At 72.0% G+C, this 20,543-nt stretch carries 21 protein-coding genes; 17 read left to right on the top strand and 4 right to left on the bottom strand.

What is annotated here, in order from left to right; translation table 11 throughout:
- The first annotated feature begins 84 nt into the window (after nucleotides 1–84).
- From P5G50_RS14745 to miaB, 5 genes are all read left to right on the top strand, one after another.
- The gene (locus P5G50_RS14745; RefSeq protein ID WP_301212508.1) at nucleotides 85–387 is read left to right on the top strand and encodes a helix-turn-helix domain-containing protein; all 303 of its coding nucleotides are present in this window, start codon (nucleotides 85–87) and stop codon (nucleotides 385–387) included.
- 106 nt (nucleotides 388–493) lie between these two features.
- On the top strand, nucleotides 494–718 hold the full coding sequence (locus tag P5G50_RS14740; protein ID WP_301212509.1) for a DUF3046 domain-containing protein: 225 nt from the start codon (nucleotides 494–496) through the stop codon (nucleotides 716–718).
- 174 nt (nucleotides 719–892) lie between these two features.
- Entirely contained in the window at nucleotides 893–1,966 is a 1,074-nt protein-coding gene (recA, locus tag P5G50_RS14735; protein ID WP_301212510.1) for a recombinase RecA, read from the top strand.
- Nucleotides 1,967–1,997: 31 nt separating this feature from the next.
- Nucleotides 1,998–2,861, top strand: a complete 864-nt coding sequence (locus P5G50_RS14730; protein ID WP_301212511.1) for a regulatory protein RecX — start codon at nucleotides 1,998–2,000, stop codon at nucleotides 2,859–2,861.
- 54 nt (nucleotides 2,862–2,915) lie between these two features.
- Nucleotides 2,916–4,535: a tRNA (N6-isopentenyl adenosine(37)-C2)-methylthiotransferase MiaB gene (gene miaB / locus P5G50_RS14725; protein ID WP_301212512.1), complete on the top strand. Its 1,620-nt coding sequence runs from the start codon at nucleotides 2,916–2,918 to the stop codon at nucleotides 4,533–4,535.
- Here miaB and P5G50_RS14720 read toward each other — a convergent pair.
- Nucleotides 4,508–4,705: a hypothetical protein gene (locus P5G50_RS14720; RefSeq protein ID WP_301230657.1), complete on the bottom strand. Its 198-nt coding sequence runs from the start codon at nucleotides 4,703–4,705 to the stop codon at nucleotides 4,508–4,510. The genes miaB and P5G50_RS14720 overlap by 28 nt on opposite strands.
- Nucleotides 4,706–4,832: 127 nt before the next feature.
- Between P5G50_RS14720 and miaA the strand changes: the two genes are divergently transcribed.
- Nucleotides 4,833–5,753, top strand: a complete 921-nt coding sequence (gene miaA, locus P5G50_RS14715; protein WP_301230653.1) for a tRNA (adenosine(37)-N6)-dimethylallyltransferase MiaA — start codon at nucleotides 4,833–4,835, stop codon at nucleotides 5,751–5,753.
- A gap of 23 nt (nucleotides 5,754–5,776) precedes the next feature.
- Nucleotides 5,777–6,655 carry a diaminopimelate epimerase gene (dapF, locus tag P5G50_RS14710; protein WP_301212894.1) on the top strand — a complete coding sequence of 293 codons (879 nt, stop codon included), beginning with the start codon at nucleotides 5,777–5,779 and terminating at the stop codon, nucleotides 6,653–6,655.
- A 124-nt stretch (nucleotides 6,656–6,779) separates the two neighbouring features.
- On the opposite strand, the gene P5G50_RS14705 is transcribed toward dapF, so the two are convergent.
- Complete coding sequence (locus tag P5G50_RS14705) at nucleotides 6,780–7,391, bottom strand: class I SAM-dependent methyltransferase (protein WP_301212895.1); 612 nt, start codon at nucleotides 7,389–7,391, stop codon at nucleotides 6,780–6,782.
- Nucleotides 7,392–7,449: 58 nt separating this feature from the next.
- Between P5G50_RS14705 and hflX the strand changes: the two genes are divergently transcribed.
- The gene (gene hflX, locus P5G50_RS14700) at nucleotides 7,450–8,988 is read left to right on the top strand and encodes a GTPase HflX (RefSeq protein ID WP_301212896.1); all 1,539 of its coding nucleotides are present in this window, start codon (nucleotides 7,450–7,452) and stop codon (nucleotides 8,986–8,988) included.
- A 69-nt stretch (nucleotides 8,989–9,057) separates the two neighbouring features.
- Here the strand turns inward: hflX and lexA are convergent, their stop codons facing one another.
- Nucleotides 9,058–9,741 carry a transcriptional repressor LexA gene (lexA, locus tag P5G50_RS14695; protein WP_301212897.1) on the bottom strand — a complete coding sequence of 228 codons (684 nt, stop codon included), beginning with the start codon at nucleotides 9,739–9,741 and terminating at the stop codon, nucleotides 9,058–9,060.
- Nucleotides 9,742–9,989: 248 nt separating this feature from the next.
- Here lexA and P5G50_RS14690 point away from each other — a divergent pair, with 248 nt between their 5' ends.
- The 6 genes from P5G50_RS14690 (at nucleotide 9,990) to P5G50_RS14665 (ending at nucleotide 14,506) form a co-directional block, all read left to right on the top strand.
- On the top strand, nucleotides 9,990–10,367 hold the full coding sequence (locus tag P5G50_RS14690) for a LysM peptidoglycan-binding domain-containing protein (RefSeq protein ID WP_435870899.1): 378 nt from the start codon (nucleotides 9,990–9,992) through the stop codon (nucleotides 10,365–10,367).
- A 110-nt stretch (nucleotides 10,368–10,477) separates the two neighbouring features.
- Nucleotides 10,478–11,596 (top strand): histidinol-phosphate transaminase, encoded by a 1,119-nt coding sequence (locus tag P5G50_RS14685; RefSeq protein ID WP_301212898.1) that lies wholly within the window; start codon nucleotides 10,478–10,480, stop codon nucleotides 11,594–11,596.
- A complete protein-coding gene (gene hisB / locus P5G50_RS14680) occupies nucleotides 11,593–12,195 on the top strand; it encodes an imidazoleglycerol-phosphate dehydratase HisB (RefSeq protein WP_301212899.1) in 603 nt (200 codons plus the stop codon). Before P5G50_RS14685 ends, hisB begins: the two co-directional genes overlap by 4 nt.
- On the top strand, nucleotides 12,192–12,833 hold the full coding sequence (gene hisH / locus P5G50_RS14675; RefSeq protein WP_301212900.1) for an imidazole glycerol phosphate synthase subunit HisH: 642 nt from the start codon (nucleotides 12,192–12,194) through the stop codon (nucleotides 12,831–12,833). The genes hisB and hisH overlap by 4 nt, the downstream gene beginning before the upstream one ends.
- A 94-nt stretch (nucleotides 12,834–12,927) precedes the next feature.
- Nucleotides 12,928–13,656, top strand: coding sequence for a bifunctional 1-(5-phosphoribosyl)-5-((5-phosphoribosylamino)methylideneamino)imidazole-4-carboxamide isomerase/phosphoribosylanthranilate isomerase PriA (gene priA, locus P5G50_RS14670; RefSeq protein ID WP_435870925.1), 729 nt, complete (start codon nucleotides 12,928–12,930; stop codon nucleotides 13,654–13,656).
- Nucleotides 13,640–14,506, top strand: coding sequence for an SseB family protein (locus tag P5G50_RS14665; protein ID WP_301212903.1), 867 nt, complete (start codon nucleotides 13,640–13,642; stop codon nucleotides 14,504–14,506). Before priA ends, P5G50_RS14665 begins: the two co-directional genes overlap by 17 nt.
- Before the next feature lie 165 nt (nucleotides 14,507–14,671).
- Here the strand turns inward: P5G50_RS14665 and P5G50_RS14660 are convergent, their stop codons facing one another.
- Entirely contained in the window at nucleotides 14,672–15,892 is a 1,221-nt protein-coding gene (locus P5G50_RS14660; protein WP_301212904.1) for an MFS transporter, read from the bottom strand.
- A gap of 121 nt (nucleotides 15,893–16,013) precedes the next feature.
- On the opposite strand from P5G50_RS14660, the gene P5G50_RS14655 reads away from it, so the two are divergent.
- The 3 genes from P5G50_RS14655 (at nucleotide 16,014) to P5G50_RS14645 (ending at nucleotide 20,543) form a co-directional block, all read left to right on the top strand.
- Entirely contained in the window at nucleotides 16,014–16,232 is a 219-nt protein-coding gene (locus P5G50_RS14655) for an SCO4848 family membrane protein (RefSeq protein ID WP_301212905.1), read from the top strand.
- Between the two features lie 4 nt (nucleotides 16,233–16,236).
- Nucleotides 16,237–16,803 (top strand): HhH-GPD-type base excision DNA repair protein, encoded by a 567-nt coding sequence (locus P5G50_RS14650; protein ID WP_301212906.1) that lies wholly within the window; start codon nucleotides 16,237–16,239, stop codon nucleotides 16,801–16,803.
- A 152-nt stretch (nucleotides 16,804–16,955) separates the two neighbouring features.
- Entirely contained in the window at nucleotides 16,956–20,543 is a 3,588-nt protein-coding gene (locus P5G50_RS14645; protein ID WP_301212907.1) for a TM0106 family RecB-like putative nuclease, read from the top strand.

The raw sequence follows: 20,543 nt of genomic DNA, 5'->3' as shown, positions 1-20,543 counted from the left end.
CGTCGCCGATATCGTGAGCATCACGGATGAGGTACAGTTGGCATCCCATCGACAGGACCGGCAGGGTAGAGAAGGAGGCTCCGAATGATTCTTGTACGTCAGGAAATCGGCGACGTGCTCAGGGACTTCCGCCTGCAGAAGGGCCGTACGCTGCGACAGGTCGCCAGTAAGGCGAGTGTCGCGCTGGGCTACCTCAGCGAGGTCGAGCGAGGCCAGAAGGAGGCGTCGAGCGAGATCCTCGCCTCGGTCGCCGAAGCCCTCGACACCCCGGTGTCCGTCATCATGCGCGAGGTGGGCGACCGCATCGCGGTCCTCGAGGGTCTGGAGCCGGTCATCCCCGACACGGTGCCCGACGACTTCCTCGACACCAACCTGGTCTCGCGCTGATCGCGCGGACCGCACGAGCCGTACAGGACGCCCCGCACGCGCGGGGCGTCCTTCGTTTGACCGCCACCGGCGCCCCGGTCGCCGGCACCCCGTTCGAGAGGACCCCATGAAGCTCAGCGAGTTCCAGCGCGCGATCGCCGACGAGTTCGGGTCCGGCTACGGGCAGACGCTGCTGTCCGACCTGGTGCTCGGGGAGCTCGGTGGCCGAACGGGTCAGCAGGCGCTCGATGCGGGGGTCCCTCCGCGGGACGTGTGGCTCGCGCTCTGCCGCGAGACCGGCGTGCCGCAGTCCCGCTGGTACGGCGCGGGCATCCCTGCTCCCAAGCGCTGACGCGGCCGACACGCCGCTGCGATTTCCTCGAAGATATGTTCGGAACTGGCTAGACTTCTTCACAGCGGCACATCGAAGACGACTTGTCCACAATGTGCGTGACCGGCGGCTCCAGTGTCGGTCGTCGCCCCTACAGTCGATCTCGTCACCGAAGCCTTCAGAAGGAGAACCGCAATGCCATCACCCGCAGACCGCGAGAAGGCGCTCGAGACCGCGCTCGCGCAGATCGACCGTCAGTTCGGCAAGGGCTCGGTCATGCGACTGGGCAGCGACGAGCGCGCCCCCGTCGAGGTCGTCCCGACCGGGTCCATCGCGCTCGACGTCGCGCTCGGCATCGGCGGCCTCCCGCGTGGCCGCATCGTCGAGATCTACGGTCCGGAGTCGTCGGGTAAGACGACGTTGACCCTCCACGCCATCGCCAACGCTCAGCGGGCCGGCGGGATCGCGGCCTTCATCGACGCCGAGCACGCCCTCGACCCCGAGTACGCACGCAAGCTCGGCGTCGACATCGACGCGCTGCTCGTGTCGCAGCCCGACACCGGTGAGCAGGCGCTCGAGATCGCGGACATGCTCGTCCGCTCCGGCTCCATCGACCTCATCGTCATCGACTCGGTGGCGGCGCTCGTGCCCCGTGCCGAGATCGAGGGTGAAATGGGCGACTCGCACGTCGGCCTCCAGGCGCGCCTCATGTCGCAGGCGCTCCGCAAGCTGACCGGTGCGCTGAGCCAGACCAACACCACGATGATCTTCATCAACCAGCTGCGTGAGAAGGTCGGCGTGTTCTTCGGCAGCCCCGAGACCACCGCCGGTGGTAAGGCGCTCAAGTTCTACGCCTCCGTCCGCCTCGACATCCGCCGGATCGAGACCCTGAAAGACGGCACCGACGCGGTCGGCAACCGTACCCGGGTCAAGGTCGTCAAGAACAAGATGGCGCCGCCCTTCAAGCAGGCGGAGTTCGACATCCTGTACGGCGTCGGCATCTCGCGCGAGGGCAGCCTGCTCGACTTCGGCGTGGAGCACGCCATCGTCAAGAAGTCCGGCGCCTGGTACACGTACGAGGGCGACCAGCTCGGTCAGGGCAAGGAGAACTCGCGCAACTTCCTGATCGCCAACCCCGACATCGCGGCCGAGATCGAGAACCGGATCAAGATCAAGCTCGGCATCATCCCCGACCCGAACGCGGAGGCCGCCCCGGCCGACAACGTCGGTTCGATCGAGGAGAAGCTGCAGGCGCGCAAGGGCGCCTGAGCGCGGTGACCCGACTCCCGAGGAGGTCCGCATGGTCGTGAGATTCCCATCAGCGGATGAGGGGCACGACCCGACGCCCGCCGGTGACGACCGGCTCGCTCCCGTGACGCCGCTGCGCCGTGCCGCGGTGTCACGGGGCGCCGCCGGTTCGGCGTCGCCGCGGTCGGCGGCGTCGCCGCAGTCGGTGTCGCCGCAGTCGGTGTCGGCGCCGTCAGCGGCCGGCGAGGCGGACGACCCGGAGGAGCCGGTCACCACGCGGCCCGTCGTCGAGCTGCCCGGCGCCACACGGTGGAACAACACCTGGGGTGACGCCGAGTCGTCCGCCGGCCGACGCCGAGCAGCTGATTCGGGCTCGGGTGCTCGCGCCGTCGGCGGTGCCGACGCGGACGAGTCCGACGAGGAGTCCGAGCGGCAGTCGCAGAAGGTGACCGCTGTCACCATCCGGCAGCTCGCCCGGCGGGGGATGTCGCGCTGGGAGCTGGAGCAGGTGCTGCTCAAGCGCGAGATCGAGCCGGAGGTGTTCGGCCCGGAGCTCGACCGGCTGGAGGCGATGGGCGTGATCGACGACGCGTCGCTCGCCGTGAGCCTCGCCTTCACGCAGCACAGTCGCAAGGGCCTCGGACGGTCCGCGATCGAGCAGGAGCTCAAGCGGCGGCACATCGACCCCGTCCTGATCGAGGCCGCTCTGGCCGACATCGCGGACGAGGACGAGCTCGATCGGGCGACGGAGCTGGCTGTCAAGCGCATCGGGCAGCTCTCCTCGTACGACGACGAGACGGCGCGACGGCGCCTCCACGGCTTCCTCGCCCGCAAGGGGTACGGGTCGAGCGTCGTCCGTCAGGCGATGGACGCGGCGTTCGCGACGCGGCGGCGCGGGGGAGTCCGCTTCCAGTAGCGGCCCGCACGGGGTTCGGATCAGCGCGGCGGCGAACGTAGAATCGAACCCATCATGAGCATCATCGAGCAGCGCAGCGTCATCGAGCCGTCGGCCGCCGCCGTCCGACCGGATGGACGCGCCCGCACCTACGAGGTGCGCACCTTCGGGTGTCAGATGAACGTGCACGACTCCGAGCGGCTGAGCGGATCGCTGGAGGCCGCCGGGTACGTCCCCGCGAACGGCGAAGAGGCGGACATCGTCGTCATCAACACCTGCGCGGTGCGCGAGAACGCCGACAACAAGCTGTACGGCAATCTCGGTCACCTCGCCGGCGTGAAGAGGCGTCACGAGGGCATGCAGATCGCCGTCGGCGGTTGCCTCGCCCAGAAGGACAAGAACGTCATCCTCGAGAAGGCCCCCTGGGTCGACGTGGTCTTCGGCACGCACAACATGGGCGCCCTGCCGAGCCTGCTGGAGCGCGCCCGGCACAACGACGCCGCCGAGATCGAGATCCTGGAGGCGCTCGAGACCTTCCCCTCCACCCTCCCGACCAAGCGCGACTCCTCCTACTCCGGCTGGGTCTCCATCTCGGTCGGCTGCAACAACACCTGCACCTTCTGCATCGTCCCGTCGCTCCGCGGCAAGGAGAAGGACCGCCGGCCCGGCGACATCCTCGCCGAGCTGCAGTCGCTCGTCGACGACGGCGCGATCGAGGTGACCCTGCTCGGGCAGAACGTGAACTCCTACGGCGTCGAGTTCGGCGACCGGCAGGCGTTCAGCAAGCTGCTTCGCGCCGCGGGCCAGATCGAGGGGCTGGAGCGCATCCGCTTCACGAGCCCCCACCCGGCGGCGTTCACCGACGACGTCATCGACGCCATGGCGGAGACGCCCAACGTCATGCCGCAGCTGCACATGCCGCTGCAGTCCGGATCGGACCGCATCCTGCGTGCCATGCGCCGCTCGTACCGCTCCGACAAGTTCCTCGGCATCCTCGACCGCGTGCGCGCCCGGCTGCCGCACGCGGCCATCAGCACCGACATCATCGTCGGCTTCCCGGGTGAGACCGAGGAGGACTTCCAGGAGACGCTGCGGGTGGTCGAGGCGGCGCGCTTCGCCTCCGCGTTCACGTTCCAGTACTCCATCCGGCCGGGCACGCCCGCCGCCACCATGGCGGACCAGGTGCCGAAGGAGGTCGTCCAGGACCGCTACGACCGGCTGATCGCCCTGCAGGAGCGCATCTCCCTGGAGGAGAACCAGAAGCTCATCGGCTCGGAGGTGGAGCTGCTGGTCGCCAACGGCGAGGGCCGCAAGGATGCCGACACCCGCCGCCTGAGCGGACGCGCCCGCGACAGCCGCCTGGTGCACTTCGAGCTGCCGGAGGGATCGGAGACGCCGCGTCCCGGCGACGTCGTGACGGTCAACATCACGCAGGCCGCTCCGCACCATCTGATCGCCGACGCCGTCGACGGCGCGCCGCTGCGGGTCCGCCGTACGCGCGCAGGCGACGCGTGGGATCGCGACCAGGCGGACTCCTGCGCCGTCCCCGCACACGGCTCGACCGGCGCGGCGGGAGCAGGAGCGGGCGCGGGCCGCGTGTCGCTCGGCCTGCCCACCCTCCGCACACGTGAGCCGCTGACCTCCCCGGGCGTCGGCACCATGCCGATCTACGACCCGACGGACGGCCAGCGCTGAGCACCCCGCCCGCCGCGGTCGGCGGCCCCGTCGACGCCGCCGACCCCGGCGCCGCCGATCTCGCCGCGCGCCATGTCGACGCCGCACAGGCCGCCGACTCCGCCGCGAGTCGTCTCGCCGCCGCCGATCCCGCCGCGCCTCGTCGCGACGACGCCGGTCGCGCCGGCCATCCGGCCGCCGCCGGACACTCTGCCGAGCCCGCCGCGGGGGGGGGGGGGGCCCGCCCCCCCCCCCCCCCCCCCCCCCGCGCGGGGGGGGGGGGGGGATCCCGCCGCCGACCTCACCGCCACCCCTCCGATCGTCGCCATCGTCGGCGCCACCGGCACGGGCAAGACCGACCTCTCCCTCGCTCTCGCCGACGCGCTGCGCGAGCGGGGCACCGCCGCCGAGGTCGTCAACGCCGATGCCATGCAGCTCTACCGGGGCATGGACATCGGCACGGCGAAGCTGCACCCGTCCGAGTGGCGGGGCGTGCCGCACCACATGTTCGACGTGCTCGACGTCACCGATGAGGCGACCGTGGCGCGGTACCAGCCGGAGGCGCGCGCGGCGATCGACGCCATCCAGCGGCGTGGGGCGGTTCCGATCCTCGTCGGCGGGTCCGGGTTGTACGTGTCCAGCGTCGTGTTCGACTTCCGCTTCCCCGGCACCGACCCGGAGCTGCGGGCGCGGCTGGAGCAGGAGCTCGCCGAGCAGGGGCCGGGGATGCTGTTCCGCCGCCTCGCCGAGGTCGACCCCGAGTCCGCGCGTCGCATCGGTTCGAGCAACGGCCGGCGCATCGTGCGGGCGCTGGAGGTCGCCGAGCTCACCGGGCAGCCCGTCAGCGGCACGCTCCCGGACGAGCCCGTGCCGTGGCGCCCGGTGCACCTCCTCGGTGTCGCAGCGCCGCGCGAGCAGCTGGTGCAACGGCTCGACGCACGGGTGGAGCGGATGTGGGAGGCCGGCCTCCTCGACGAGGTCCGCGGACTCCTCCCGCGGGGACTCGAACGCGGCGTGACCGCCAGTCGTGCGATCGGCTATGCCCAGGCGCTGGCCGAGCTGCGTGGCGAGCTGAGCCGCGAGGAGGCGATCGCGCAGACCCAGCACCTCACCCGCCGGTACGCCCGGCGCCAGGTGAGCTGGTTCAAGCGCTACCCCGGACTCCACTGGCTCGACTACGACCACCCCGCCCTCGTCACCGAGGCGCTGGCCAGGACGGGGCTCGGCGCCGCTCGATAGGCGCCGCTCGCTAGGCTGGGAGCATGGCGACCCTCCACTTCACCAAAGGTCAGGGCACGGGGAACGACTTCGTGCTCTACTCCGACCCCGACGGCCGGATGCCGTTGACCGCCGCCCAGATCACGGAGGTCTGCGACCGCCACTTCGGCGTCGGCGCCGACGGCGTGATCCGTGCGGTGAAGTCCAGCCGTCTCCCCGAGGGTGCGGAGGCGCTGGCCGAGGACCCGGCCGCGGAGTGGTTCATGGACTATTACAACGCCGACGGCTCGCCGGCGGAGATGTGCGGCAACGGCATCCGCGTCTACGTCCGCTACCTGCTCGAGACCGGTCTGGTCGAGCTGGCCGATGGGGACACGCTTCCGATCGGCACCCGCGCGGGCGTCAAGGACGTGCAGCGCAACCTCACCGGCTTCCAGGCGGACCTCGGCCGCTGGCGGCTCGACGGCGGCGAGCCGCTCGTGCGCGCGCGGGAGCTGCCGGTGGCGCGCCCCGGCCTCAGTCTCGACCTCGGCAACCCGCACGTCGTCGTCGCCGTGGCCGACGACGCCGAGCTCGACGCCGCCGACCTCAGCTACATCCCGCACATCGAGCCGGCGCCGGCCAACGGGGCGAACGTCGAGTTCGTCGTGCCGTTCGAGCCGCTCATCAAGGACGGGGTCGGCCGCATCCGCATGCGCGTCCACGAGCGCGGCAGCGGGGAGACGCTCTCCTGCGGCACGGGTGCGGCGGCAGCCGCGCTGGCCGTCCGCTACTGGGCGGGACAGGGCGCACCGAACCAGTGGCGTGTGGAGGTCCCGGGCGGCACGGTGGGAGTGCGGATGTTCGCCACGGAGGACGGCGAGCACGTCGCGCTCTCCGGCCCGGCCGAACTCGTCTACACCGGCACCCTCGAACTGGCCTGACCACCGGTCCCGCCGAACCCCTCGAACCCCTCGAACCCGCGAGTACGCGGATTCTGCGCGTACTCGGCTGTTTCCGGCCGAATTCCCGCGTACTCGACGGTTGCCGAGGGCGGGGAGACCGGGGTCAGGAGCGGCGGCGCGAGCGGAGGACCCGGTAGCCCTTGGCGGTCGCGGCGCGCGTCGTCGTCAGCTCGGGGAACGTGGCGTCCATCCACCGCTGGAGCGAATCGCTGCCGAGATTGCGCTGCACGACCAGCCAGGCGTCCGATCCGGGCTCGAGGCGGGGGAGCCAGCGCTCCAGGATGGAGTGGAGCTCGTTCTTGCCGACGCGGATGGGCGGGTTGGACCAGATCGTCGTGAACCCGATATCGTCGGGAACATCGTCGGGCCCTACAGCGTTGAGATTGGTGAGACCGAGCTTCTGCGCGTTCCTGCGCAGCACATCCAGGGCTCGGGTGTTGACGTCGACGGCCCAGACCGTCGCGTGAGGGGATTCGAGAGCAAGTGTGAGAGCGAGCGGCCCCCAGCCGCTGCCGATGTCGAGGAGCTGACCTCCCGGCGGTGCAGGGGGGACATGGTCGAGGAGCACTCGTGTACCCATGTCGATGCGCTCGGGGCTGAAGATCCCGCTCGCCGTCACCAACTCGTACGTCTGGCCCGCCAGGCGTACGGTGAACGGCCGAAGGTTCGTCTCGCTCTCGGGCGCTGGGGAAAAGTAGTGATCTCCGCTGCCCATAAGAGGAACGTACTAGACACCGACGAACTAGGGTTAACCCGGATCAGGGGAATGAATTTTGACCGATAAGACAGACATCCAGGACACCACCGCCGACGACGTCGTCGCGCGCGTTCTGGCGACCGAGGCGAACCGCGCCTCGGTGACGCTGTTCGGCGCAGGCGCCGCCGCTCAGAAGGCGCAGGCGCTCCAGACGAGCGGCCTCGACACCGGCGACCACGACGGCGAGCAGTTCGACCGGGAGGAGCGCGCGGCCCTGCGCCGCGTGAACGGCCTCTCGACCGAGCTCGAAGACGTCACCGAGGTCGAGTACCGGCAGCTGCGCCTCGAGAACGTCGTGCTCATCGGCGTCTACTCGCAGGGCTCGCTGCAGGACGCCGAGAACTCGCTGCGCGAACTCGCCGCCCTCGCCGAGACCGCGGGCGCCGTGGTGCTCGACGGCCTGCTCCAGCGCCGACCGCACCCCGACCCGAGCACGTACCTCGGGCGCGGCAAGGCGGAGGAGCTGGCGGGCATCGTCGCAGCGCTGGGCGCCGACACCGTGATCGCCGACACCGAGTTGGCCCCCAGCCAGCGCCGTGCGCTCGAAGACGTGGTGAAGGTCAAGGTGATCGACCGCACGGCCGTGATCCTCGACATCTTCAGCCAGCACGCCAAGAGCCGTGAGGGCAAGGCGCAGGTCGAGCTCGCGCAGCTCGAGTACCTGCTCCCGCGCCTCCGCGGCTGGGGCGAGTCGATGTCGCGGCAGGCCGGTGGCCAGGTCGGCGGCGCCGGAGCGGGCATGGGATCGCGCGGACCCGGTGAGACGAAGATCGAGCTGGACCGTCGCCGCATCCACTCGCGCATGGCGAAGCTCCGCCGCCAGATCGCGGGGTTCAAGCCCGCTCGGGAGGCGAAGCGCGCCAACCGCAACCGCAACTCGGTGCCGTCGGTGGCGATCGCCGGCTACACGAACGCGGGCAAGTCGAGCCTCCTGAACCGGGTGACGAAGGCGGGCGTGCTCGTCGAGAACGCCCTGTTCGCGACGCTCGACGCGACCGTGCGCCGCTCGGTGACCGCCGACGGCCGGCTGTACACGCTGGCCGACACGGTCGGGTTCGTGCGCAACCTGCCGCACCAGCTGGTGGAGGCGTTCCGCTCGACGCTGGAGGAGGTGGCCGACTCCGACGTGATCCTCCACGTCGTCGACGGTTCGCACCCCGACCCCGCGTCGCAGCTCGCCACCGTCCGCGACGTGATCGGCGAAGTGGGCGCCAGGGATATCCCCGAGATCGTGGTCTTCAACAAGGCCGACCTGATCCCGGCGGACGACCGGCTGGTCCTGCGCGGGCTGGAGCCGGGCGCGATCTTCGCGTCGGCCCGGACCGGCGAGGGCGTGGACGAGGTGCTCGCCGCCATCGCGCGCCTCCTGCCCGACCCCTCCGTCGAGGTGGAGCTCGTGGTGCCGTACGACCGCGGCGACCTGATCTCGGCGCTGCACGAGCGCGGCCGCGTGCTGTCGACCGAGTACGCCGAGGAGGGCACGCGCGTTCGGGCCCGGATCATGCCGGAGTATCAGGCCGTGTTCGAGCCGTTCGAGGTGACCGCGGCGGGCTGAGCGCGGTCATGACGAGAGAAGGCCGGGCGGAATTCCGCCCGGCCTTCTTCGTGTCTCGACGGGTTGCGCTCAGACCGCGCGGAGGACCGCCACGACCTTGCCGAGCACCTGGGCGTAGTCGCCGAGGATGGGCTCGAAGTTGGAGTTGCGGGGGAGCAGCCAGGTGTGGCCGTCGCGCTGGCGGAAGACCTTGACCGTGGCCTCCTCGTCGAGCATGGCGGCGACGATGTCGCCGTTCTCCGCGGTGTTCTGGGCCCGGACGACGACCCAGTCGCCGTCGCAGATGGCGGCGTCGATCATCGACTCGCCCACGACCTTCAGCATGAACAGCTCGCCGTTGCCCACCAGCTGGCGGGGGAGCGGGAACACTTCGTCGACCTGCTGCTCGGCGGTGATCGGCACGCCGGCGGCGATGCGGCCGACCAGGGGGACCATGGCGGCGTCGCCGACCGGGGTCTGGTTCTCGTAGTCGACGCTCTCGGAGGAGCTCGCCGGCAGGTCGATCAGGATCTCGAGCGCGCGCGGACGGTTGGGGTCGCGGCGCAGGTAGCCGCTGAGCTCGAGCTGGTTGAGCTGGTGGGTGACGGAGGAGAGGGAGGAGAGGCCGACGGCGTCGCCGATCTCGCGCATGCTCGGCGGATAGCCGCGCTGGCTCACCGAGCGCTGGATCACGTCGAGGATCGCGAGCTGCTTCTCGCTGAGGTTCTTGCGGCGGCGCGTGCCGCCGCGCGGAGCCTGGTTCTCGTTCGACACGCTCGTCCCTTCACGGCCTTCGTCGCCCGGCCCGCCGCCCATCCGGAACGAATGTCGGTGGTGCCTGGTTGTCTGTTCTCAGACAGTCGAAACTGTATCCGCCCCTGGCGTGCCAGACAAAGGTTCGTTCGAGTGTGTCGCGAAATCGGCACCCGGATCGGCCCGAATGCGGAGGTTGCGGTTTCGAACATTCGAAGATACATTCGGAACACAGCTTCGCATCCGCGGAGTCAGAGGAGGTCACGACCATGAGCACGGTCACGATGTCGTCTTTCAACGGCCAGGCGTCGTTCAAGGGGCAGGCGAACGGCCGCGTGCGGCTGCGCATCACCCGACGCGGGCGCGCTGTCCTCTCGACCCTGATCGCGCTGCCGCTCGTCATCGGCGCTCTCGTCTTCGCCCTCAACGGCGGTGTCGCAGCCGCGAGCGGCGACCAGGCGCACGTCTCCTTCCAGCACGTCACCGTGCAGTCCGGCGAGTCCCTCTGGTCGATCGCCGAGGAGCTCGCACCCAACGCCGACCCGCGTGATGTGATCGCCGAGCTCGTGACCCTCAACGGCCTCGACTCCGCGGTGGTCTCGCCGGGCCAGCAGCTCGCCGTGCCCCTGGAGTACTCCGCGCGCTAGGCGCCTCGGTGCGGTAGCCCACTCGGCGCAGCAGGCGCCCCGCATTGAACGGACGCACGCGGCTGACCGGCGCGGAGGAAGCGCCCGGGTGCGCTGACTACGATTGAACGGTGACATCTCTTTCCGATCTGCCCATCCGTGACGATCTGCGGGGGAGGACCCCGTACGGCGCGCCTCAGAAGGCCGTGCCGGTGGCGCTGAACGTGAACGAGAACACGCATCCGATCCCCGAGGATGTCGCCGCCGACATCGTCGCCCGGGTCGCCGCCGCGGTCACCGGTGTCAACCGCTATCCCGACCGCGAGTTCACGGCGCTGCGCGAGGCGTTCGCCGGGTACCTCGGCCACGGCCTGACGGCCGAGCAGATCTGGGCGGCGAACGGCTCCAACGAGGTCCTGCAGCACATCCTGCAGGCGTTCGGCGGGCCCGGCCGCAGCCTCCTCGGCTTCGCGCCCACCTACTCCATGTACCCGCTGCTCGCGGCGGGCACCGGCACCGAGTACATCGCGGGCGCCCGGGACGACGACTTCGAGCTCTCGCCCGAGACCGCGGCCTCCGAGATCGCCCGCAGCGACCCGGACCTCGTCATCCTCTGCGCGCCCAACAACCCGACCGGGACTCCGCTCAGCCTGGAGACGATCGAGGCCGCCTATGACGCGAGCCGCGGCATCGTGATCGTCGACGAGGCGTACGCCGAGTTCATGCCGGAGGACCAGCCGTCGGCCCTCACCCTCCTGGAGGGGCGGCCGCGCCTCCTGATCTCCCGCACGATGAGCAAGGCGTTCGCGTTCGCGGGCGCGCGCGTCGGCTACCTGGCCGCCGACCCCGCGGTCGTCGACGCGCTGCGGCTCGTGCGCCTGCCGTACCACTTGTCCGCGCTGACCCAGGCGGCCGCGCTCGGTGCGCTCGCGCACGCCGACGAGATGCTCGCGATGGTCGGCGAGATCCGCACCCAGCGCGATCGGCTGGTGTCCGAGCTCGCGCGGCTCGGGTACCGCCCGCACCGCAGCGGCAGCAATTTCGTGCTGTTCGGCGGGGTGGACGACCCGCACGCCGTGTTCGAGGCGCTGCTGGAGCGGGGCATCCTGATCCGCGACGTCGGCATCCCCAACCACCTCCGCGTCACCGCCGGGACCGAGGCCGAGACCACCGCGTTCCTCGAAGCCCTCGCGGCGCTCGGCCGACCGGCGGAGGCGGCCTCCCTGCCCCCGGTAAACTCTCGGTCATGAGCAACCGCACCGCGACCATCCAGCGGGAGACCAGCGAGTCGAGCATCGAGCTGAGCCTCGACCTCGACGGGACGGGCGTGTCCGAGATCCGCACCAGCGTGCCGTTCTACGACCACCTCCTCACCGCGTTCGCGAAGCACTCGCTCACCGACCTGCGCGTCCGCGCCACCGGCGACACCGATATCGACGTGCACCACACCGTGGAGGACGTCGGCATCGTGCTCGGCCAGGCGATCCGGCAGGCGCTCGGCGACAAGAGCGGCATCTCGCGCTACGGCGACGCGCTCGTCCCGCTCGACGAGGCGCTGGTGCAGGCGGTCGTCGACATCTCCGGCCGCCCGTACCTCGTCCACTCCGGCGAGCCGGCCGGGTTCGAGTTCCACCTGATCGGCGGTCACTTCACCGGCTCGATGGTGCGGCACGTGTTCGAGGCGATCGCCTTCAACGCCGCCATCACGACGCACATCACCGTCGTCGGCGGACGCGACCCGCACCACATCGCCGAGGCCGAGTTCAAGGCGTTCGCGCGCGCGTTCCGGCAGGCGAAGGCGCTCGACCCGCTCGTCACGGGCATCCCGTCGACCAAGGGGGCGCTGTGAGCGACAGCCGCCGTCCCGATGTCGTGGTCTTCGACTACGGTACGGGCAACGTGCACTCCGCGGTCAAGGCGCTCGAGGAGGCCGGGGCCGACGTCGAGCTGACCGGCAACCGCAAGCGCGCGCTCGAGGCCGACGGGCTGCTGGTGCCCGGTGTCGGGGCGTTCACCGCCGTCATCGAGGCGCTCCGCGCCTCCCACGGCCACGAGGTCATCGACCGCCGCCTCGCCGGCGGCCGGCCGGTGCTGGGCATCTGCGTCGGCATGCAGGTGCTGTTCGAGCAGGGCGTCGAGCACGGCCTCCACACCGAGGGGCTCGGCGAATGGCCGGGCGTCGTCGACCAGCTGAAGGCCGACGTCGTCCCGCACATGGGCTGGAACACGGTGCAGGCTCCGGAGGACTCGGTCCTGTTCGAGGGGCTGCACGACGAGCGCTTCTACTTCGTGCACTCCTACGCCGCCCAGGACTGGACGCTCGAGCCGAGCGGCCCGTTCCCGAAGCCCCGCGTCACCTGGGCCGAGCACGGCAGCCGCTTCGTCGCCGCCGTCGAGAACGGCCCGCTGAGCGCGACCCAGTTCCACCCCGAGAAGTCCGGCCGCGCCGGCATCCGGCTGCTGCGCAACTGGATCGGCACCCTGTAACGGCCCCAGCGGCCCGGCGCGCGTCGCCGGAGCCGCCGGCCACCGTCCGCGCCGCGGACCAGAACGAGGAATGATCGTGAGCGAATTCAACACCATGCCCAAGCTCGTGCTGCTGCCGGCGGTCGACGTGGCCGACGGCAAGGCCGTGCGGCTGACCCAGGGCGAGGCCGGCAGCGAGACCAGCTACGGCGACCCGGTCGACGCGGCCGAGGAATGGGCGCACGCGGGCGCCGAATGGATCCACCTGGTGGACCTCGACGCGGCGTTCGGCCGCGGCAGCAACCGCTCGCTGCTGAAGAAGGTCATCCGCCAGGTGCGCGGTGTCAAGATCGAGCTCTCCGGCGGCATCCGCGACGACGAGTCGCTGGAGCAGGCGCTCGAGATCGGCGCCTCCCGCGTCAACCTCGGCACGGCGGCGCTCGAGAACCCCGAGTGGGCGGCGAACGTCATCGGCCAGTACGGCGAGGCCATCGCGGTCGGCCTGGACGTGCGCGGCACGACGCTCGCCGCCCGCGGCTGGACCAGGGAGGGCGGCGACCTCTGGCAGGTGCTCGACCGTCTCGAGGACGCCGGCTGCGCACGGTACGTCGTCACCGACGTCACCAAGGACGGCACGCTCAAGGGACCGAACCTCGACCTCCTGCGCCAGGTGATGGACCGCACCGAGCGACCCGTCGTCGCCTCGGGCGGCATCTCCAGCCTCGACGACATCGCCGCCCTGCGCGAGCTGGTGCCGCTCGGGCTGGAGGGCGCGATCGTGGGCAAGGCGCTGTACTCCGGCGCGTTCACGCTCCCCGAGGCGCTGGATGTCGCAGGGTACTGAGCCCGGCTCCGGCGACGACGGCCGCCGGCGCGACCTCAGCAGCCCGAGCGCGGAGGGGTCGGAGCGGCTGCGGCAGTTCGCGGCCTCCCTCGGCGACGGGCCGGCCGACTCCGCCGGTCAGCCGTGGGAGGGACGCCACTTCGACGACAACCCGTTCGGCGACGACGACGGCACCGCTCCTCCCGCCCTGCTCGGCGCCCTGGCGGCGTTCAGCGCGGGCGAGGTGGGGCCGGAGGCCGTGGTCGACGCCCTCCGCACCTCCCGGCTGCTGATCCCACTGGTGGCCGAGCTCGGCGACGAGGGGGAGACGGAGGCGGGCCTCCGCGTCGACAAGTCGCAGGAGCTCTCCATCGTGACCGTCGGTGGTCCCGACGGGCGCTCGGTGCTGCCGGTGTTCTCGTCGGTGACGGCCATGCAGACCTGGAACCCGCTGGCCCGCCCGGTGCCCGCCGACGGGCGTCGCGTCGCGTTGGCGGCGGCCGGCGAGGACACGGAGCTCGTGGTGCTCGACCCCACGTCGGAGACCGAGTTCGTGCTCCGGCGCCCGGCCGTCTGGGCGGTCGCACAGGGCGAGCGGTGGATCCCCAGCGACCGCGACCCGGTCGTGGCCGCGGCCTTCGACGCGTCGATCGGCTCCGAGCTGGGCGTGCACGCCGTCGAGCTGGTCGCGGGCGATCCGGGCTGCCGGCTGGTGGCCGAGGAGCTGGTCGTCCGACTCGTCCTCGCGGAGGGGCTGACCCGGCAGGAGCTGGACGCCATCCTGGCGCGGCTGGCCCAGCGCTGGGCGGCCGACGACGTCATCGCGACGCGGGTGGACTCGCTGCGGGTGCAGCTGGTCGCTGCGGGCTGACACGGGGGCCTGCGCGTAGCCTGCTGGGGGTGGGGCTGGTGCAAGCGGGCTGACATGGACGGCTCGCAGGTGGCCGTCTGCGGGCCCGGTGGCTCGCGGCCGCTCGGGGTCAGGCGGGCGCCATCTCCGCGGGGCGCCCGGGCCGCACTCGGTTCGGGCTCCATGTCAGCGCTCGATCCGCAGCATCCGCATCCCGCCGACGAGCGTGAGCGCCGCGACCGCGGCGGCGAAGACGACGAGCACCGGCACGAGCGGCCACACCAGCAGAGCGGCGCCGACCACGAGCACCGGGAGGGCGAGTCCCAGGTAGCCGACCAGGAAGATCGTGGCCAGCACCTCCCCGCGCCGGTGCGGCTCGGCGAGGGCGGCCGCGGCGGCGATGGCCGAGCGGAACAGCAGGCCGACGCCTCCGCCGGTCAGCAGCGCGCTGGCCACGAACACGGCGAGGGAGCTGAGCAGCACGCCGGCGCCCAGGGCGAGCAGCCCGACCAGCACGAGCACGAGCGCCACGACCAGCTGGGCGCGATCGCCGACGCGGACGAGGAGCAGCTGGGAGGCGGTCGACGCGGCGAACACCGAGAACGAGACGGCTCCGGCCACGAGGTGCGAGGGCTCGCGCAGGGTGCCGGCGAGCACGCTCGGCGCGAGGGACGTGTACAGGCCGAACACCGAGAAGGCTGCGAAGGCCGCCACCGCCGCGGCGGTGAAGCCGGCGCGGGCTGCGGGCGGCACCGACACCCGCTGAGGACGGTACCGCGGCCGAGGTTCGGGCCGGTGCACGGTCTCCGGCACGCGGCTCACGGCGACGGCGGCGACGGCGAGGAGGATGGCGAACACCAGGTAGGGAAGCAACAGGGGCGCCGGGAGCAGTTGCGCGAACACGCCGCCGATGAGCGGCCCGAGCGCGAGCCCGCCGGTGCTCACCACGGTCGCGACCATGGCCGGGAACCGCGACCCCTCCTCCGGGTGCGTCACGGCGCGCAGCTCGGCGAGATGCGCCGTGGCGCTCGCGGTCAGCGCCCCGACCCCGATGCCGGAGACCACGCGGGCGACGACGAGGCCCGGCACCTCCGGCCACACGATGAAGACCACGGCGGAGGCGAGCTCGAGCAGCAGCGCCAGCAGCACCATCCTGCGCCGGCCTTCGACATCGCTGAGATGCCCGATGAGGTAGAGGCTGCCGAGCACCCCGACGGCGAACGCGGCGAAGATCACCGTGATGACCCAGGTCGGGAAGCCGTCGCGCCGCTGGTAGAGCGCGTACAGCGGCGTGGGGAGGGTCGCGAACGCCATCACCGTCAGGAATGCGGCGGCGACCGTCCAGAAGCCCGCGGCGTGGCCGATGCCGCGCCGCGGGCGCCGGACGGGACGCGCGGGAGAGCTCACGGGGAGATGGTGCTCCCCGCGGTGGGGCCGCGGCCATCCTCTCGGCCTCCTGTCTCCGCCAACTGTCTGCGCCAACCGTCTGCGCCCACTGTCTGCGGTGGTCGCCTACGCTGGAGGGACCATGACCGTCTTCGCCGCCGTCGTCCTGCTCCTCAACGCCGTCTTCAACGTCATCGCCTGGCCGCGGTTCTTCCAGCGGGTCCGCACCGACGCGCGGGCGCGCGACGCGGCCGGGAAGGCGACGCCGTTCCTCCGGGTGCACGCCGCGCTGCTCGGCGTCGCGCTGCTGCTCGCGGCGCTCTCGCTCGTGGCGGGCATCCTGCTCCTGGTGGCAGGCTGAGGGTATGGCACTGAACATCACCGGCGACGCCGAGGCGGACGCCCTGCTCGACCAGTCCCCGTTCGCCCTCCTCGTCGGGATGCTGCTCGACCAGCAGGTGCCGATGGAGACCGCCTTCGCCGGTCCGGCGAAGCTGCGCGACCGGCTCGGCGGCCTCGACCCGGCGACGCTCGCGGCGATCGACCCGGACGAGCTCGCCGCGGTGATGAAGCAGCCTCCCGCCGTCCACCGCTTCCCCGGATCGATGGGAGGCCGGGTGCAGGCGCTCGCCGCCGCCATCGTCTCCGACTGGGGCGGTGACACGGCCGCGATCTGGACGCAGGGCGACCCCGACGGCGCGGAGGTGCTGCGGCGGCTGAAGGCGCTGCCCGGCTTCGGCGAGCAGAAGGCGAAGATCTTCCTCGCGCTGCTCGGCAAGCGCAAGGAGCTGGCGGCGCCGGGCTGGCGCGAGGCGGCGGGCGACTACGGCCTCGACGGGTACCGCTCGGTGGCCGACATCGTCGACGCCGACTCGCTGACGAAGGTGCGCGAGCACAAGAAGGCGATGAAGGCGGCGGCGAAGAAGGGCTGAGCGGGGGCGCGGGCGCCGGGCTGCGCCCCGCCCGGGGCCGCGCCCTGGTCCACGGCGGTGTCGGTGGTCGCCGGTACGCTTCGAGGAGCGGCCGGGGCACGGGGCCGCGTCCACCGCGGCCGGACGGCCGCCGTCAAGCAAGGGAGGCGCCGGTGTTCCTCCTCGACGGCGTGATCGTGACCAGCGCGAGCGACCTCACCGAGGCCTCCAAGTGCGAGTTCGCGTTCCTGCGCACCGTCGACGAGAAGCTCGGGCGCATCGAGAAGGCAGAGGTCGTCGACGACCCGATGTACGTGCGCTCCTCCCGGCTGGGCGACGAGCACGAGCACCACATCCTCGAGCGCTACCGCGAGGAGTTCGGCGCAGGCGTCGCCGAGATCGAGCGACCGGAATCGCTCACGGCCGACAGTCTCGCCGAGGCGGTCCGGCGAACCGCGGAGGCGTTCGCGAGCGGGGCCGAGGTGGTGTTCCAGGCGACGTTCTTCGACGGCGCGTTCGTCGGGTTCGCCGACTTCGTCGTGCGCCTTCCCGACGGCCGCTACCGGGTGCAGGACTCCAAGCTGGCCCGCAGCGCCCGCGTCACCGCGCTCCTCCAGCTCGCCGCGTACGCGGAGCAGCTGCGCCGGATGGGCGTCGAGGTCGACGACACCGTCGAGCTGCTGCTCGGTGACGGGTCGGTCAGCCGGCACCGGCTCTCCGACATCGAGCCGGTGTACCGCAAGCGGCGCTCCCGCCTGCTGCGCATCCTCGACGAGCACCTCGCCGACCAGGGCCCGGTCGCGTGGGGCGATCCGCGGTTCACGGTCTGCGGGCGCTGCGACACCTGCGACGCCGAGGTCCAGGCGGCGCACGACGTTCTCCTCGTCGCCGGCATGCGCATCACCCAGCGCGAGCACCTCGTCGCGGCCGGCATCACGACCATCGACGCGCTCGCCGCCTCCACCGGTCCGGTCGACGGCCTCCCCGATGGCACGCTCGACGGGCTGCGCGAGCAGGCCCGACTGCAGCTGAGCGCCGTCGAGGGGGCGCCGCCGCCGGTGCGCGTCTACAACGCGCCGGTGCTGGCCGCACTGCCGCACCCCGACGAGGGCGACATCTTCTTCGACTTCGAGGGCGACCCGCTCTACACCGAGGGCGCGGGGGAGCGCTGGAACCTCGACTACCTGTTCGGGCTGGTCGACAACGAGGAGCGCTTCACGGCGTTCTGGGCGCACGACTTCGCGGCCGAGCGGGTGGCGCTGGAGGCGTTCCTCGCGTTCGTGCGGGAGCGCCGCGCCCAATACCCCGCCATGCACATCTACCACTACGCGGCCTACGAGCAGACGCACCTGCTCGCCCTCGCGGCGCGGCACGGGGTCGGTGAGGAGGAGGTCGACGGCCTCCTGCGCGACAACGTGATGGTCGACCTGTACCCGCTCGTGCGCAAGGCCGTGCGCGTCGGCTCCCGCTCCTACTCCATCAAGAAGCTCGAACCGCTGTACATGGGCACAGAGCTGCGGCAGAGCGAGGTCAAGAACGGCGCAGACTCGATCACCGAGTACGCCAACGCGCGCGACCTGATCGCGCTCGGCCGTGAGGCGGAGGCCCAGCCGCTGCTCGACGAGATCGGCGACTACAACCGCTACGACTGCGTCTCCACGCTGCGGCTGCGCGACTGGCTGATCGCTCGCGCGCAGGAGAACGGCATCCCGATCGGCTCGGCGCCGATGGACGAGACCGAGGTCACCCCCGAGGAGTCGCCGCTGCGCGCCGGGCTGCTCGCTTTCGCCGGTGATCCGCTCGACCCGCACCGCACGCCCGACCGCGAGGCGATGGCGCTCGCGGCGGCGGCGATCGACTTCCACCGCCGCGAGCAGAAGAGCTTCTGGCAGGCGCACTTCGCCCGGCTCATCCAGCCGGTGGAGGAGTGGGCGGAGACCCGCGACGTCCTGGTGGTCGACCGCGTGCGCGTGCTTCGCGACTGGTACCTCGACGAGGGGCAGCGGGTCGAGCGGCGCGAGCTGCTGCTCAGCGGGCAGTGGGGAGCAGGGAGCGCGGTCCGCGTCAGCGAGCGGTCAGGGCCCTTCCTGCTCTACGAGTACCCGGGGCCCTACCGGCAGGCGCGCTCGCAGCCCGGGGCGCGCACCACGCGCACGGTCGCGGTCGTGGCTGCGAACGACGACGGCTCGGTCGTCGTGCGCGAGACGCTGCCGGAGGACGTGCCGGCGTACGCCGACCTGCCCAGTGCGCTCACCCCGGCCGCGCCGCCGAACACGCGGGCGCTCGCCGAGGCGATCCGCGAATGGGGCGGCGCCCTGCTCGCCGCCCGGCAGGCCGACGCGTGGCCGGTCGACGCGACCGTGGACCTGCTGCGGCGCACGCCGCCGCGCACCCGGTCCGAGGCGCTCGCGCCCGATCCGACGGTCGCCACCGGGGCGGACGGCGGCGGCTTCGGTTCCGACGGGTCCGATGGCGACGGCTCGGGAGGCGACGGGCGCGACGGCGACGGCCGCATCGACGCCGTGGTGGCCAGCCTGCTCGACCTCGACCGCTCCTACCTGGCCGTGCAGGGCCCTCCCGGAACCGGCAAGTCGTACCTCGGCGCACACGTGATCGCGCGGCTCGTCGCCGACCACGGTTGGCGGATCGGCGTGGTCGCGCAGTCGCACGCGGTGGTCGAGCACCTTCTCGACCGGGTCGTCGCGGCCGGGCTCGACCCCGCCCGGGCCGGCAAGGTGCCGAACGACCCCTCCCAGCCTCCGGCCTTCACGCCTCTCCGCGCCAACGGGCACCTGACCTTCGCACAGGAGAACGAGGCGACCGGGTACGTGATCGGCGGCACCGCCTGGGACTTCGCCAACCCGGCGCGCATCCCGCGCGACAGCCTCGACCTGCTGGTCATCGACGAGGCCGGGCAGTTCTCCCTCGCGTCGACGGTGGCCGTCGGGGTGGCGGCCCGCAACCTCCTGCTGCTCGGAGACCCGCAACAGCTGCCACAGGTCAGCCAGGGGCGGCATCCCGAGCCGGTCGACGGCTCCGCCCTGGGCTGGGTGAGCGACGGGCACGACGTGCTGCCCGCCGAGTACGGCTACTTCCTGGCCGAGAGCCGGCGCATGCACCCGGCGCTCGCCTCCGCGGTGTCGGTGCTGTCGTACGAGGGGAGGCTGCGCGCCCACCCGTGCGCGGCAGAACGGCAGCTCACCGGCATCACGCCCGGGCTGCACCCGGTGCCGGTCGAGCACGTCGGCAACTCCACAGCCTCGCCGGAGGAGGCCCACGTCGTGGTCGACCTCGTCCGCGATGCGCTGGGGCGCTCGTGGAACGACCCGTCCGACGGTGCGGAGGATCAGCCGCTCGGCCCGGAGCAGATCATCGTCGTCACGCCGTACAACGCGCAGCTCGCGGAGGTGCGCGCGGCCCTCGACGCCGACGGGCTCACGGCGGTGCGCGTCGGCACGGTCGACAAGTTCCAGGGGCAGGAGGCCGCCATCGCGATCGTCTCGCTGGCGGCGTCGGCGGCGGCGGACGTGCCGCGTGGGATGTCGTTCCTGCTCATGAAGAACCGGCTCAACGTCGCCATCTCGCGCGCGAAGTGGGCGGCCTACCTCGTCCACTCGCCGGAGTTGACCGAGTTCCTGCCGACCACGCCGGCCGGCGTGGGGGAGCTGAGCGCCTTCATCCGCCTGGTGGAGCCGGAAAGCGCCCACCGGCCGCGCCACGTGCAGCCTGTCGCGGAGGCGGCCGGCGCGTTACGCTCGTGA

The organism is Leifsonia williamsii, assembly GCF_030433685.1.
Taxonomy (GTDB): Bacteria; Actinomycetota; Actinomycetes; order Actinomycetales; family Microbacteriaceae; genus Leifsonia; species Leifsonia williamsii.
Note: the sequence above shows the minus strand (reverse complement) of the source record. Positions and strands in the feature narration are given on the sequence as shown.